A 14,206-nucleotide genomic window follows, 5' to 3' on the forward strand; every position below is an offset into this window, starting at 1 on the left:
ATCGGTTTAGAAATTAAAAGTGTAAACAATAAAGGCGGGATTTTCATCGACCACCCACTCCATATAGAGTTTGTTGTCTCGGGCAAATCCGTAAGTAGGCATGAAATCAAGACCCTGAACTTCGGTTTCTCCAGTCAGATTAAAATCTTTATCATAGGTAAAGAGGTAAGTGTCAGACGAGTATCTTTTAGTTGCTTCGTTCAATTCCCTATTCATTTCACCCATTCTGAAATAAATCTGTTGGTTTTCATTCCAGAATAATTGAGAAAAGGATATTTGCTTTCGAATGTCATTTAGCACTTCTCTACGTCTTTCATTGGAATCAACTTCAGAAGGAAATTCTCCTGTCTTTGCCTTTGGTACCAGTTGATGAGGAAAGGTCACTAGTCGTAAGGAATCGCTGGCTTGATCATAGATATAGAGATCCGAGGTTGCTCCGCTATCTATGATAAATTGCCCGTTGATCATATAAAGTCTCTGGTTTTCACCTGAGGAAACGGCTCCATTTCCTTGTTTGAAAAGCACCCGGAAATTTTTGGTCATTTCTAAGGCTGGAAGCTTGAGAAACTTGGCACTCATTCCTTCCAAATTCAGAATTGCAAGACCCTCTGCTGTTCCCAAATTCTCATTAGGTAAAGTCAATACAGTTTTTTGGTCAGGACTGATTTGTATGGAGTTTCCCAGCACATAAGGAAATTCAGGATCAAGGCCAGAGTAATCTTCAGGTTTTAGAGAGATAGATTTTACTTTTTCTCCAGTCTTTTTGAATATTCCTGCTTGAAAAGAGTTCGCGAAAAATAATTCCGTTTCATTGAGATTCTGCATGTAGTTTAAATACATGGGTATCATATTTGGCCCGTCCTTTTCGAATTTGTGACGCTTCACAAGTTTCATCGCATTTAGATCGATCTCGTGGACCTCAAACTCTGGCTCAAAGTAGGTGAACACCTGATCGCCATCATCACTTAACTCAAACTTGTAATAAGCTCCCGGCATGAAAATTTCTTCTCCAACGTCCACCGTTACAGTGTCAACAGAGAAAGAGAAGTTTTCAAGTAAGTTCGGGGTGGCGGAGGATTCTGAGTTGTTTTTGGTTTCGCAGGAAGAAAACGAAACGATCAATGCTACAAAAAAAAATAGTCTCTTCATTTACAGTAGTGTTAGCTATAAAACTAAAAAATCTGTAATTGAAAACCGACCCTTATATGTTAAATAATCAAAAAATTAGTAGGGAATAGCAATAAATAAGTTGAAGATAGTTGGGTTTCAAAGCCAGGTTAATGGTGTTTTGAAGGAGCAAAATTTTCTTGATGATTGCTTGAGAAAGGAGTCTCAAGCTCAAATAGTCCTATCAGGTAGTTTGTACTAGTTTCGACCATTCTGGGCTTTTGAAAATCTCCTTAATTCTTTAACCCCGCACTTTGGTACGGGGTTATGAATGGTTCCGCTCCTGCAGAGCTACCTTCTTCCTTAATCCACCGATTCCATCAGCGTCCTGAATGGCATTGCTTTTTCACCATACCTTGCCTGGGTTTCGTACCGAAGTTCTTTTGCAAAACGGCTTTCGTATTCAATGAGCTTGCGGGTGTTTTCAGCAAAAAACTGGACAGAATAATTCGTAACACTATCGTCAGGACTGTTGAGTAAGCGGAAAAACTTGTGCTCTATAAATAAGCCAGTAGCAAAAATATCCGGGATGTGTGTGCCTTTCATCCAGCCTACAAAATCCTCTTCTATCTCATTTGATACGGTAAAAGTGATGTTGTAAAGAATCATATCAGGGGATTTTGGCTGGAATTTCGTTTTTTTGCAAACAGATTTGCGATTACAAAGTTAGGAATCCAAACCCGAAAAAGTGAATAATTATACATCAAAGCACCTTAATAAATGCATAAAATAGCCAAGGCACCCCCAAAGGCACAAAATAAGAGAGTGATTATTGCGAAGGTTGTAGTGGTAGCATTATATCTAGTAGGTGCTATAGGATTAAGCTTGCCGGAATACCGAGACTATTTCCTGATGCTTACTCCTGCACAGCTTTTAATTACGCTGTTGCTGGTTTTGGGCTTCCATAGAGGTTGGTCTGATGCTTTTCCGATTTTTGCTGCTGCAGCGTTTTGGATAGGCTTTGGAGCAGAACTTATAGGAATTCATACAGGATATATTTTCGGGGATTATGTCTATGGAGCGACGTTAGGCCCTATGCTTTGGCAGGTTCCTATAGTGATAGGAATTAATTGGTTTTTACTGGTTTACCTCACAGGAGCTGTCTTTTATAAGCTAACTGACAATGATTTCTTTGCTGCTTTGCTTGGAGCGGGAGCGATGACGGTGGTTGATTACATTATGGAACCAGTAGCAGTGGAGCTGGATTTTTGGTATTGGAATTCAGATACTATTCCTTCAAGTAACTACCTGACTTGGTTTATGGTAGCCTTTTTGATTCATTTGATTTATAGAAAAGGAAATTTCGAAAAGGGAAATCCACTAGCTGCGTTGATACTTACTGCGATGATACTTTTTTTCACCGTTCTTAATTTCACGTTGGGTGTTTAATTTTTCTATCGAAAAAGCCGTTTATTTTGATTTATCCTTAAACAAAATTTCACCACTTAGGTTAACAGAAAGATGATTGTAGCGATAGGGTTCAGCATTTTGGGATTTGTCTTGATGGAGCTGTCAGGTTGGGCAATCCACAAGTACCTAATGCACGGTCCGCTGTGGTCGATCCACAAAACACACCATGAGCATTCAGATTCATTTTTTGAGTTGAATGATCTTTTTTCTCTACTGTTTGGAAGCATAGCTATCGTATTGATTTTCCTTGGAGTTGGAGAGTTGGACTTTAGGTTTTGGATCGGGATAGGAATTAGCACTTATGGGATGTTGTATTTCTTTCTTCATGATGTGCTTATCCATCGCAGATTGAAATGGCTTGATCGGCCAAGGAGCGGATTTTTAAAAGGGATCTTTGCTGCTCACCAAGCTCATCATCACAGTAGGAAAAAGGACGGGGCAGTTTCGTTTGGGCTGTTTCTAGTTCCGAAAAAATATTTTAAGAAATAAGAAAGGTGAGCAACTACTCGATAAAAGATTTAGAGCAACTATCAGGGATTAAAGCGCATACGCTAAGAATCTGGGAGCAGCGATATAGCCTAGTCACTCCCAAAAGGACTGATACAAATATTCGTTACTATGACGATGAAGATCTCAAGCGGATTTTAAATGTTGCGATGCTAAACGCCCATGGCGTGAAAATCAGCAAAATCGCCGCGATGACCTCTAATGAGGTCAGTGAAGAAATCATCAGGCTGACAGATCAATCATTGGATCACAACGATCAAATCCAGGCCCTCACTATTTGCATGATAGAAATGGATGAGGATAGATTTGAGAAAGTCCTTACCACGAGTATTATCAAGTTAGGTTTCGAGGACACGATTTTGAAAGTTGTCTACCCTTTCCTTACCAAAATCGGAATTCTTTGGCTTACCGGAGCGATTACCCCAGCACAAGAACATTTCATCTCTAATTTGATCAGACAAAAGCTGATCGTCGCTATAGATGGAGAAGTGGGGAATAATACTGGGAAAACTTTTATGCTCTTTCTCCCAGAAGGTGAGTTGCACGAAATTTCCCTTCTATTCAGTACCTACCTGATCAAAAAGCATGGACATAAAGTGATCTACCTTGGTCAAAATACTCCTGATGCAGACTTGATTTCCGTATATAATATGCAGCGCCCGGATTATTTACTCACCGTGATTACCACTTCTCCATCTGGAGAAAAAGTGCAAGAGTATGTGGATATGCTTGGGACTGAATTTGCAGAGGCAAAGGTTTTTGTAGCAGGGCTAAATGCAGCAGAAAACACAATTTCTATTCCTTCCAATATCTGTTTACTAGCATATGCTAAAGAGATCAAGCGCTTTTTAGTCCAAATGGAAGAGCATATTGTTTAGAATTTATTTAAATAGATTAAACAAAAGTATTCCTTGTGAATACTTTTTTTATGCCCAAATATTACCTGAATGCTCTCTAAAGCCTGATTTATGTCTTATTGTAAGGGGTTTGAGCGTAGGACTGTTTAAGTATTAATAAAAATAATTAAACAAAGACTTGCAATTCTGTTTAATCAATGTTAGGTTTGTTTAAACAAAAAGAGCAAGACCATGACTTCAATTGAATTCAGTTACTCATTAAATCAGCTTTCAGGAGTATTAAAGCCATTTGCGCTTAAATTGACTCGAGACCTTGACGATGCAAATGATTTGCTTCAGGATACAATGGTGAAAGCATATACGAATCAGGACAAATTTGCTGAAGGTACTAATCTGAAGGCATGGCTTTACACTATCATGAAGAACACCTTCATTACCAATTATCAAAAAATGGTAAGAAGAGCTACTTTCGTTGATACAACTGATAATCTACACTTCATTAATTCCAGTGGAGCTTTAATAGAAAATTCAGCGTATGGAGATTTTGCGATGGATGATATCTACGAAGCAATTGACAAATTAGACGAGATCTTCAGCACTCCGTTTTTGTTGTACTATCGAGGATTTAAGTATCATGAAATTGCTGATCGCTTGAATATTCCGATTGGAACTGTTAAAAATCGAATTCATATTGCTCGTAAATACCTCAAAGAGGATTTAACAGTTTATAAGCACGTAAATTAAACAGATGAATCAAAAACATGCGGTGGTGATAGGGTCTGGATTTGCAGGCCTTTCTGCTGCAACCCATCTTGCTTCCAATAATTACAGTGTAACACTTCTGGAGAAAAATGAATCTCCAGGAGGGAGGGCAAGGAAATTTGCAAGTCATGGATTTACCTTCGATATGGGTCCGAGTTGGTATTGGATGCCTGATGTCTTCGAAGATTATTTTTCACATTTTGGTAAAAAGCCGTCTGATTATTATGATTTAATTCGACTTGACCCATCCTATGCGGTGGTCTATGGACAAGATGATATCTTAGATATTCCTGCAAACTTAGATGAATTCAAGGCAAAGCTTGAAGAGATAGAGCCAGGGTCTGCCAATCAGTTGGACGAGTTTTTAGCGCAGGCGAAATATAAATATCAGGTCGGTATTCACGATTTGGTAAAAAAGCCAAGTCGTTCCCTTTTAGAATTTACTTCCTTATCGCTTTTAAAGGATATCATGCGCATGGATGTTTTTCAATCCATGTCAGCTCATGTTCGAAAGTTTTTTAAATCTGACAAAATCATTCGTCTAATGGAGTTCCCCGTGCTTTTCCTTGGAGAAACGGCGGAGAATATTCCGGCACTTTATAGTTTGATGAATTACGCAGATATAGCGTTGGGAACATGGTATCCAAAAAAAGGGATGCATGAAATCATAGCTGGGATGGTCTCTTTGGCTGAAGAGAAAGGTGTGAAGATTAGATATGATGCAGAAGTAGAGGAAATAGAAATTGCAGATGGACTTGCGAAAGGTGTGCGGTTGAAATCAGGAGAAAAAGTATCTGCTGATGTTGTGATTGCCGGTGCAGATTACCATCATGTGGATAAGCATTTGATCAATCCGAAATACAGTAATTACAGTGAGGAATATTGGGATAAGCGGGTAATGGCGCCTTCCAGTCTATTGTTTTACTTAGGAGTTGACAAGAAACTAGAGAATCTTCGCCATCACAATTTGTTTTTTGATGAGCCGCTAGGTCCTCATGCCGATGCTATATACACTAAACCTAGATGGCCAGAAGCTCCATTGTTTTACGCATGTGTTCCTTCGGTCACTGATAAAACAGTCGCCCCAGAAGGTATGGAAAATCTCTTTCTTCTAATTCCACTCGCACCTGATTTGGAAGATTCTGAAGAGACCAGAGAAAAATATTATAATATAATCATGGATCGATTGGAAAAAATTTCCGGTCAGGAGATTCGTTCCCATGTTATATTTAAGAGGTCATATGCTCATTCTGATTTTAAGGCTGACTACCACGCCTATAAAGGAAATGCTTATGGATTGGCTAATACCTTGAAGCAAACGGCGATTCTGAAACCTTCGCTAAAAAACAAAAAGGTAAATAACCTGTTTTACACAGGTCAGCTTACAGTCCCGGGGCCAGGTGTTCCACCATCTTTGATTTCAGGCTATGTTGTTGCTAAAGAGGTCATTCGGGAAAATTCGTAATTAATAAGTATATTCAATTTCATGGACGCAAAGGAATTATTTGACCAAACTAGCTTGGAATGTGGCAAGCTTATCACGCAGCGCTACAGTACCAGCTTTACTCTTGGTATTCAAACGTTGGACAAGAAATTCCATCAGTCTATCTATGCTATATATGGATTTGTGCGTTTTGCGGATGAGATCGTTGATACCTTTCATACTCATGATAAAGCCAAACTATTGGCTGAATTCAGACAGGAAACTTACAAGTCTATAGAGTTGGGGCTTTCTCTGAATCCTGTTCTGCACGGCTTTCAGATGATCGTAAATAAATTTGACATTGATCATGAGCTGATTGAATCTTTTTTTCGTAGCATGGCAATGGATCTGGATTTCAATACCTATAATGATGATAGGTATCTGGAATATATCTATGGCTCTGCAGAGGTAGTTGGACTTATGTGCCTTAAAGTGTTTGTAGATGGAGATGAAGCGACCTATCAACGACTAAAGAGACCCGCCCAAATGTTGGGATCGGCTTTTCAGAAAGTAAATTTCTTGCGTGATATCAAAAGTGATTTTGAGGAGCGGGGAAGAGTTTATTTTCCGGGAGTAGCTTTTGAGCAATTTGATAAATCTGCCAAAGTATTGATCGAAGAAGATATACAGAAGGATTTTGATGAAGCCTTAGTTGGAATCGCTCAACTTCCAGATGGGGCAAAGCTGGGAGTAAAAGTTGCTTACCTATATTATCAGAAACTTTTCGATAAAATCAAGGGTCTTTCGGCAGCAAAAATCACCCATGAGCGTATCAGAATACCGAATTCCCAAAAATTTAGCCTCCTCATTGGTACCTATTTCGGTAGTAAACTAGGCTTGAGTTGATAATGGAAAACTACCTCTATTTGGCGGTAAATCTGTTCGCAATCTCTTTTCCCCTCATTCGATCTTTTGAATCAAGAGTCAAGTTTGCTTCCAAGTGGTACGCTTTATTCCCGGCAATATTCATCACTGCGATTTTCTTTTTGGTCTGGGACCATTGGTTTACAGTGATAGGAGTATGGGAGTTTAACCCAAAATATATCCTTGGCATTTACATTTTTGAGCTTCCAATAGAAGAATGGCTTTTCTTCTTCACGGTGCCCTACGCCTGTATGTTTATTTATGAAGTATTGATCTATTTTTTCCCAAAGGACTATTTCAAACCTATCGGTAAGTATTTCATTATCATCATGATACCGCTTTTGCTGCTTTTGGCATTTATCAATTTTGATAAAATGTATACGGCTGTTAATTTTAGTGTAGGTGCAGTAGCACTTGCTGTCCATTGGTTGATATTTAAGGATAAATACATGGGCAGGTTCTTATTTACTTATTTGGTTCACCTTATTCCTTTTATCCTTTGTAATGGTGTATTAACTGGAGGTCTCACCCCAGAACCTGTGGTTATTTATAATAATGCTGAAAATCTGGGTATTCGAATCTGGACAGTACCTATAGAGGATACGATTTATTCTATGACAATGCTTCTCATGAATGTTTCGTTTTTTGAATTTTTCAGAAAGAAAAAAACAATTCAATAAGCTTTAAGTTATTTGGTTATGAAGAATCTTCACGTTCAAATTGATGCGCATTCAGGCTTCTGCTTTGGGGTAGTATATGCTATCGAAATGGCTGAAGATATCCTTGATGAATCTGGACATTTGTATTGTCTTGGAGACATTGTCCATAATGACGAAGAAGTAAACCGGCTCAAAAGAAAAGGATTGAAAATTATTGATCACGAAGTTTTAAAAGATTTACGTGATGAAAATGTGCTCATAAGAGCTCACGGTGAGCCCCCGGCTACCTATGAGTTGGCAATCAAAAATAATCTCACTTTGATCGATGCGAGTTGCCCGGTTGTGTTGAAGCTGCAGCATAGGATCAAAAATTCTTTTGACAAGGGAGATTCCATTTATATCTATGGTAAGCATGCTCATGCTGAAGTGATAGGGCTTCTTGGACAAACAAATAATGAAGCAGTAGTTTTTCAGGATATTTCTGAATTGGATTTGGAAACACTTCCCAAAAACATTACCCTTTACAGCCAAACCACTAAAAGCACGGACAAATTCTACGAGATAAATAATGTGCTCAAGGACAATGGCATTTCGGTTAATACCAATGACACCATCTGCAGACAAGTCTCAAACCGTGACAAAGAACTTCGGGATTTTGCCACAAAGTTTGATAAAATCGTTTTTGTAAGTGGCACTAAATCTTCCAATGGAAAAGTGCTTTTCAATGTCTGTAAAGACACCAATCCAAATACTTATTTTGTTTCCAACTCCGACCAAATAGAAAGCGATTGGTTCACCGAAAATGATCAAGTTGGAATCTGTGGAGCAACCTCGACGCCCATGTGGCTCATGGAGCAGGTGAAAGAAAGAATCCTGACTTTTTGAGAAAACATTCCCAACTTGCGGTTATGAATTCGGAAATCACACGTTCCTCTGTTGACCCGAAAGGTGTTTTGATTGCCTTGTTGATTATAGTGCTGTGGTTTTCCAGTTTGCTATTTCTTCTTAATTACCAGATTTCTTGGTCAGATCCTCTTGTTTACCTTGGGGTTTTAATTCAAATGCACCTCTACACTGGACTTTTTATCACCGCACATGATGCGATGCATGGTTTGGTTTCGTCCGACAAAAAGCTTAACAAAGCGATAGGTTGGTTTACAGCCTTACTCTTTTCATATAATTTTTACAGCAAACTCTTTCCAAAGCATCACGAACATCATCGATTTGTAGCTACGGATCAAGATCCAGATTACCATGATTCTGATAATTTCTTTGCCTGGTATTTCAGCTTCATCAAGCAATACGTAACCATTTGGCAAGTGCTTTTGATGGCTGCGACGTTTAATATTCTTAAGTTATTTCTTCCAACAGAGAATTTGATCGTTTTTTGGATGCTTCCAGCGGTTTTGTCTACACTTCAGCTTTTTTACTTTGGTACGTATTTGCCACATCGTGGAGAGAATGAAAATAAACATCACTCGACCACACAGTCTAAAAATCACCTTTGGGCATTTATCACCTGCTATTTCTTTGGCTATCATTACGAGCACCATGATTCGCCAGGAACTCCTTGGTGGCGGCTTTGGCGGGTAAAAGAATCTCAAAGCATCGAAAACGGCTAATTCCACATATCTTATCTAACAACCTAAATGAGGATATTTCTACTTGTCTTATCTCTTTTTTTCCTCTCTACGATAGCTTTCTCCCAAGGAATAATCCGAGGTATAATCACTAATCCAGTAAATAATGAGCCAGTTGCTTTCGCTAATGTGCTGATTTTAAATACGGAGTTTGGAGCAATTTCTGATGAGGAAGGTTTTTACGAAATCTCAAATGTGCCTCCTGGATTGTATAATGTGCGAGCCAGTTTTGTTGGGTTCAAAACCAAAACACAATTCGAAATTCAAGTCACGTTGGCTCGCCCAGTTCAATTGGATTTTGACCTTGTGGAGGATGCTTCAGAGCTAAGCGAAGTAGTAGTTAGTTCGGAATTCTCACGATCTGAGGAAACACCACTTTCCGTGCGAAAACTTAATTCAAATGAAATAGAGCGCTATCCTGGAGGAAATAGAGATATTTCAAGAGTAATACAGTCTTTGCCAGGTGTGGCAAGTACTCCGAGTTTCAGAAATGATATTTTGATCCGTGGAGGTGCGCCCAATGAGAATAAATTTTTTGTGGATGAGATAGAAGTTCCAGTTATCAATCACTTTGCTACTCAAGGCTCCTCTGGCGGACCAGTTGGCATATTGAATGTCAATCTGATCAAAAATGTAGATCTGATAGCTGGTGGATTTCCTGCCAATCGAATGAATGCGCTTAGTTCTTTTTTCGAGTTTCAACTAAAAGAAGGGCGCAGAGACAAAATGGCAACTCAGCTGACTGTAGGTGCGTCAGAATTGACTTTATCCAATGAAGGACCGATAGGAGAAAAAACAACTTACCTACTTTCCGCCCGCCGTTCTTATTTACAGGGGCTTTTCAAGCTGATTGGTTTACCTTTTCTCCCAACCTTCAATGACTTTCAATTAAAAACTACTACTAAAATCAACGAGAAAACTGAGCTCACTTTTATAGGTGTGGGGGCAATTGATAAGTTTGTTTTGAATGAAGATATCCCTGATGATGAGACTGAAGAAGAGCGTGAAAACCGCCTTTATCTATTGGATGTTCTTCCTGTCCAAAATCAATGGAATTATGCGACAGGAGTTAAACTAAAGAGATTTCGTGAAAATGGTTTCTGGACTTTTGTGCTTAGCAGAAATATGCTCAATAATCAGTCTGTGAAGTATGCCGGTAATGATGAGAGCAATGCGGATAATTTGCTGTATAACTACCTCTCCCAAGAGTCTGAGAATAAATTCCGTGCTGAAAACAGTATTTTCAAAAATGGATATACCTTGAAATATGGTGTTAACTATGAATACGCTAGGTACTTCATCAAGAATTTTGACCGTGCGACACTCGCAGGTAGTGGACAACTGATTTCTATTGAATCAACTAGCAATTATAACATGTATGGTGGCTTTTTATCAGCCAGTAAAACGCTGTATGATGAGCGATTCTTGATCACAGGAGGAGTGAGGATGGATGGGGCAGATTTTGGAGAAACTGCTCAAAACCCGTTTAATCAATTAAGTCCACGTGTTTCTTTTTCTTATCAATTGAAGCCAAATCTTTTTGCTACAGCGAATGCAGGGATTTATTATCAGAAGCCTTCTTACACTGTTTTGGGATTTCAAGACGAAAATGGTGAGCTAGTCAATCAACAAAATGATGTGCTTTTTATTAGAAATTCTCAGTTGATCGGTGGAGTTGAGTGGTTAATTCCTGAGAAAAACCGTCGATTAACCGCCGAGGTATTCTATAAGAAATACAGTAATTATCCTTCCTCGCTTCGAAATGGTATTTCTCTGGCAAATCTAGGTGCTGACTTTGGTGTGATTGGAAATGAGCCTGTGGAGTCAAATTCAGAAGGGAGAGCCTATGGATTGGAGATGCTAGCTCAGCAGCGTCTTTTCAATAATTTCTATGGAATAGCAGCGCTGACATTGGTTCGAAGTGAGTTTACTAATCCTAATACAGATGGCTATGTGCCATCTTCATGGGACAATCGATTCATAGTCAGTTTGACAGCTGGAAAGCGGTTTGGGAAGGACTGGGAGGTTGGTGCTCGATGGAGGTTCTTAGGTGGTACACCTTACACTCCCTATGACTACGAAGAATCAAGTCTTATCAGCAATTGGGATTTGAGAAATCAACCTATTTTGGATTACTCGCAAATCAATTCGGTTCGATTAGAAGGATTCCATCAGCTAGATCTGAGATTGGATAAGAAGTATTATTTCAAAAAATGGAGTCTGAATTGGTATTTGGATATACAGAATGCGTATAATTTCCAAGCTGAACAACCGCCGCTATTGGTGCCAACGCGCGATGCAGAAGGAAATATCTTGGTAGACCCTAGCGATCCTAACAGATACCAATTGAAATTCATCAACAATCCTGCAGGCACGATTTTGCCAACAGTTGGATTAATTGTTGAATTTTAAGTTGAACCTAGGTGATAGAGTAATTTGATAATTCTATCAGATCTGTCTTCTATCTTATCACTGCTGTAGATGAATTCTATCCATTCCTTTTGCTCAGCTTGATTCAGCTTCTGAAAGAGGTCATATTTTCCAGGATCGTCTTGTAAGCAGTCTATGAGTTCCTGTGGGATTTCTTCAGGGATTCCTTCCCTATACAATTTCACTGAAACTACATCACCTTCATTCTTGCCGATTTTTGTTCGGATAGGTTTAGCTACTGGAAGGAAGATATAGCCATTTCCCATAGGCATGAGATGCTTTCCTTCAAAGGTAAAATCATCAATACTACCTGAGACTTTCATCATTCCAAAAGCTTTACCCGAAGAAAAAATAGTGAGTGGGAGTTTGATATAAGTCCAACCACCCTTCCCGGGAAACCTTTCCATTAAAAACTCACCCGATACGATCTGTTCCATAAAAAAAGCCGACTAATCTAGACTAGTCGGCCAAAAGTTATGGATTATTAGTGTATTTATTTTAATCTCCAGCGCACATTTAGTCCAAATCCTGCGCGAAATTCCGTCTCTTCGATCAAGAACAAATAGGGCCTGAAGTCCAGTCCAATCGTGATGGGAACTTCTGAGAATGCATACTCAGCTCCTACTTCGCCGGCAGCTCCAAAGCGGAAGTTGTCGCCAAGATATATCGCTGGACCAAATCCTGCATACCATTGCAAATCGGTATCAGGAATATCATCATAGATTGGATTCCAAAGCGCATCAATTCCCAATCCATTTCCTCCAAAACTGACATCAGCATGGATCCTGCTGAATTCACCCAGGGCAAAAACCCCATCAATGGCGACATTATTGCCATAGAAATCTCCAAACCTGATACCCACTTCTTGTGCATTACTCTCAAGTGAGGCTGCTATTCCAAAAAACAATACAAGAGTGAAAATCTTTAAATACTTCATATAAATATGGGATATGTTATAAATAGAAAATGCTACCCACAAAGATTCACTTTTTTCCGAAATTAATCATTTGGTAAAAGTTATTTATACGCGCGCTCTGCTAATTCTTCGCCTTGACCTCTGATGATTTTGCTAACATTGCCTTCAGCAATATGCATCAATAGGTTAACTTTCTAAGGTCTTTAGTTTTTCAGGAAGATAGGCCTTAAAGCGTTTTAAAGAGCTGACCTCGTGTGTATTTGCAGGGAAATTTATCCGCTTAAAATCCAGCCTGCTTGTCGTTGAGTTATAGATCGCATTATCATTTAATATACTAAATAAGTTAGGCGCAAGCAGTTAGCTGAAACACTAAAGATTCAAACCATTTTCAAAGAATCATTTTTGCTGGCCCGAAATGTGAGCTAAACTTCTGCCTATCTTACATCGATTAGCAAAAGAAATATGAAAATTTTTGAATGTGGTAATTGTGCCCATCCCTTATATTTTGAAAACGACAGTTGTGAAAAGTGTGGACACCTTGCAGGCTATCATGATGAAAGTTTGAAAATGTTGACTTTTGAGCCGGCTACTTCCAGTTTGATTTCTGATAGAAATGGAAAAGCTTATAAATATTGCCAGAATAAGGAATATGGAGTCTGTAATTGGCTAATTCCTGCATCGAAAGAAAATCATTTTTGTAATGCTTGTGCCCTCAATAGAACTATTCCTGATTTGTCTGACCAAAGTAATTTTCCTAAATGGCAAAAATTGGAAATTGCCAAGCATCGTTTGGTTTATCAGTTGCAGCGGCTTGGGCTTGCTATTTTGCCCAAGGAAAATCATCCGGAAATAGGTCTCTCATTTGATTTTATTTCTAAGCAGAATGATCCTCAAATTATGACGGGTCATGCAGCTGGATTGATTACTATTTTACTTTCAGAGGCGGATTCTGTGTTTAGAGAGAAAATGAGGAAGCAGATGGCAGAACCATACAGAACCCTAATTGGTCACTTTAGACACGAAGTAGGACATTATTTTTGGGATAGATTAGTCGCTACAAATCAAGGTTTTTCGAATGAATTTCGGAATATTTTTGGTGATGAAAGTGCTGATTATGGAAAGTCGTTGAAAAAACATTATCAAAAAGGCGCTCCTGAAAATTGGCAGAATAATTTTATCAGTGAATACGCAACATCACATCCATGGGAAGATTGGGCTGAGACGTGGGCACATTATTTACACATCATGGATATGACAGAGACAGGATATTATTTTGGTATGTCAGTCGAGCCAATTATTAAGGACAAAAGCCTCAGTGGATCTGTTAAATTTGATCCGTATGAGATCAAAGACTTTATGATAATTTACGGAACCTGGGCACCCATGTCTTTTGCCATCAATAGCCTCAATCGCTCTATGGGTATTCCTGATGCCTATCCATTTGTAGTTAGTGCCGCTGTGGTAGAAAAGATGAAGTTTATTCACAAACTACTGTTTGACCAGTAAATAGT

At 38.9% G+C, this 14,206-nt stretch carries 15 protein-coding genes; 11 read left to right on the top strand and 4 right to left on the bottom strand.

All coding sequences use genetic code 11. The features are described 5' to 3' along the window. Positions 1 to 6 precede the first annotated feature (6 nt). Entirely contained in the window at positions 7 to 1,149 is a 1,143-nt protein-coding gene (locus ACPUEN_RS15995; protein WP_425636899.1) for a DUF4221 family protein, read from the bottom strand. Between the two features lie 321 nt (positions 1,150 to 1,470). Next, positions 1,471 to 1,776, bottom strand: a complete 306-nt coding sequence (locus ACPUEN_RS16000) for a DUF4286 family protein (protein WP_425636900.1) — start codon at positions 1,774 to 1,776, stop codon at positions 1,471 to 1,473. A gap of 111 nt (positions 1,777 to 1,887) precedes the next feature. On the opposite strand from ACPUEN_RS16000, the gene ACPUEN_RS16005 reads away from it, so the two are divergent. From ACPUEN_RS16005 to ACPUEN_RS16050, 10 genes are all read left to right on the top strand, one after another. Further along, the gene (locus tag ACPUEN_RS16005; protein ID WP_425636901.1) at positions 1,888 to 2,556 is read left to right on the top strand and encodes a carotenoid biosynthesis protein; all 669 of its coding nucleotides are present in this window, start codon (positions 1,888 to 1,890) and stop codon (positions 2,554 to 2,556) included. Positions 2,557 to 2,628: 72 nt separating this feature from the next. Further along, a complete protein-coding gene (locus ACPUEN_RS16010; protein ID WP_111609867.1) occupies positions 2,629 to 3,066 on the top strand; it encodes a sterol desaturase family protein in 438 nt (145 codons plus the stop codon). Between the two features lie 5 nt (positions 3,067 to 3,071). Continuing rightward, positions 3,072 to 3,962, top strand: coding sequence for a MerR family transcriptional regulator (locus ACPUEN_RS16015; RefSeq protein WP_111609868.1), 891 nt, complete (start codon positions 3,072 to 3,074; stop codon positions 3,960 to 3,962). A 210-nt stretch (positions 3,963 to 4,172) separates the two neighbouring features. Next, the gene (locus tag ACPUEN_RS16020; protein WP_111609869.1) at positions 4,173 to 4,685 is read left to right on the top strand and encodes an RNA polymerase sigma factor; all 513 of its coding nucleotides are present in this window, start codon (positions 4,173 to 4,175) and stop codon (positions 4,683 to 4,685) included. Positions 4,686 to 4,689: 4 nt separating this feature from the next. Beyond that, positions 4,690 to 6,168, top strand: coding sequence for a phytoene desaturase family protein (locus ACPUEN_RS16025; protein WP_425636902.1), 1,479 nt, complete (start codon positions 4,690 to 4,692; stop codon positions 6,166 to 6,168). Between the two features lie 21 nt (positions 6,169 to 6,189). Beyond that, complete coding sequence (locus ACPUEN_RS16030) at positions 6,190 to 7,032, top strand: phytoene/squalene synthase family protein (RefSeq protein WP_425636903.1); 843 nt, start codon at positions 6,190 to 6,192, stop codon at positions 7,030 to 7,032. A gap of 2 nt (positions 7,033 to 7,034) precedes the next feature. Further along, the gene (locus ACPUEN_RS16035; RefSeq protein WP_425636904.1) at positions 7,035 to 7,730 is read left to right on the top strand and encodes a lycopene cyclase domain-containing protein; all 696 of its coding nucleotides are present in this window, start codon (positions 7,035 to 7,037) and stop codon (positions 7,728 to 7,730) included. 18 nt (positions 7,731 to 7,748) lie between these two features. Further along, positions 7,749 to 8,594: a 4-hydroxy-3-methylbut-2-enyl diphosphate reductase gene (locus ACPUEN_RS16040; RefSeq protein WP_425636905.1), complete on the top strand. Its 846-nt coding sequence runs from the start codon at positions 7,749 to 7,751 to the stop codon at positions 8,592 to 8,594. A gap of 23 nt (positions 8,595 to 8,617) precedes the next feature. Further along, on the top strand, positions 8,618 to 9,331 hold the full coding sequence (locus ACPUEN_RS16045; RefSeq protein ID WP_425636906.1) for a fatty acid desaturase: 714 nt from the start codon (positions 8,618 to 8,620) through the stop codon (positions 9,329 to 9,331). Positions 9,332 to 9,358: 27 nt separating this feature from the next. Beyond that, the gene (locus tag ACPUEN_RS16050) at positions 9,359 to 11,761 is read left to right on the top strand and encodes a TonB-dependent receptor (protein ID WP_425636907.1); all 2,403 of its coding nucleotides are present in this window, start codon (positions 9,359 to 9,361) and stop codon (positions 11,759 to 11,761) included. On the opposite strand, the gene ACPUEN_RS16055 is transcribed toward ACPUEN_RS16050, so the two are convergent. Both ACPUEN_RS16055 and ACPUEN_RS16060 read right to left on the bottom strand, forming a co-directional pair. After that, positions 11,758 to 12,216: a YdeI/OmpD-associated family protein gene (locus ACPUEN_RS16055; protein WP_425636908.1), complete on the bottom strand. Its 459-nt coding sequence runs from the start codon at positions 12,214 to 12,216 to the stop codon at positions 11,758 to 11,760. The genes ACPUEN_RS16050 and ACPUEN_RS16055 overlap by 4 nt on opposite strands. 56 nt (positions 12,217 to 12,272) lie before the next feature. Beyond that, on the bottom strand, positions 12,273 to 12,716 hold the full coding sequence (locus tag ACPUEN_RS16060; protein ID WP_425636909.1) for an outer membrane insertion C- signal: 444 nt from the start codon (positions 12,714 to 12,716) through the stop codon (positions 12,273 to 12,275). A gap of 441 nt (positions 12,717 to 13,157) precedes the next feature. On the opposite strand from ACPUEN_RS16060, the gene ACPUEN_RS16065 reads away from it, so the two are divergent. Next, positions 13,158 to 14,201 (top strand): zinc-binding metallopeptidase family protein, encoded by a 1,044-nt coding sequence (locus ACPUEN_RS16065; protein WP_425636910.1) that lies wholly within the window; start codon positions 13,158 to 13,160, stop codon positions 14,199 to 14,201. Positions 14,202 to 14,206: the final 5 nt, after the last annotated feature.

It is taken from the genome of Algoriphagus yeomjeoni, assembly GCF_049821175.1.
Taxonomy (GTDB): domain Bacteria; phylum Bacteroidota; class Bacteroidia; order Cytophagales; family Cyclobacteriaceae; genus Algoriphagus; species Algoriphagus yeomjeoni_A.

Bases quoted from the DNA above. Each gene is read 5' to 3' on its own strand.
- ACPUEN_RS15995 (WP_425636899.1), bottom strand. From the start codon at position 1,149: ATGAAGAGACTATTTTTTTTTGTAGCATTGATCGTTTCGTTTTCTTCC.
- ACPUEN_RS16065 (WP_425636910.1), top strand. From the start codon at position 13,158: ATGAAAATTTTTGAATGTGGTAATTGTGCCCATCCCTTATATTTTGAA.
- ACPUEN_RS16040 (WP_425636905.1), top strand. From the start codon at position 7,749: ATGAAGAATCTTCACGTTCAAATTGATGCGCATTCAGGCTTCTGCTTT.
- ACPUEN_RS16010 (WP_111609867.1), top strand. From the start codon at position 2,629: ATGATTGTAGCGATAGGGTTCAGCATTTTGGGATTTGTCTTGATGGAG.
- ACPUEN_RS16035 (WP_425636904.1), top strand. From the start codon at position 7,035: ATGGAAAACTACCTCTATTTGGCGGTAAATCTGTTCGCAATCTCTTTT.
- ACPUEN_RS16055 (WP_425636908.1), bottom strand. From the start codon at position 12,216: ATGGAACAGATCGTATCGGGTGAGTTTTTAATGGAAAGGTTTCCCGGG.
- ACPUEN_RS16030 (WP_425636903.1), top strand. From the start codon at position 6,190: ATGGACGCAAAGGAATTATTTGACCAAACTAGCTTGGAATGTGGCAAG.
- ACPUEN_RS16000 (WP_425636900.1), bottom strand. From the start codon at position 1,776: ATGATTCTTTACAACATCACTTTTACCGTATCAAATGAGATAGAAGAG.
- ACPUEN_RS16025 (WP_425636902.1), top strand. From the start codon at position 4,690: ATGAATCAAAAACATGCGGTGGTGATAGGGTCTGGATTTGCAGGCCTT.
- ACPUEN_RS16050 (WP_425636907.1), top strand. From the start codon at position 9,359: ATGAGGATATTTCTACTTGTCTTATCTCTTTTTTTCCTCTCTACGATA.
- ACPUEN_RS16020 (WP_111609869.1), top strand. From the start codon at position 4,173: ATGACTTCAATTGAATTCAGTTACTCATTAAATCAGCTTTCAGGAGTA.
- ACPUEN_RS16045 (WP_425636906.1), top strand. From the start codon at position 8,618: ATGAATTCGGAAATCACACGTTCCTCTGTTGACCCGAAAGGTGTTTTG.
- ACPUEN_RS16060 (WP_425636909.1), bottom strand. From the start codon at position 12,716: ATGAAGTATTTAAAGATTTTCACTCTTGTATTGTTTTTTGGAATAGCA.
- ACPUEN_RS16005 (WP_425636901.1), top strand. From the start codon at position 1,888: ATGCATAAAATAGCCAAGGCACCCCCAAAGGCACAAAATAAGAGAGTG.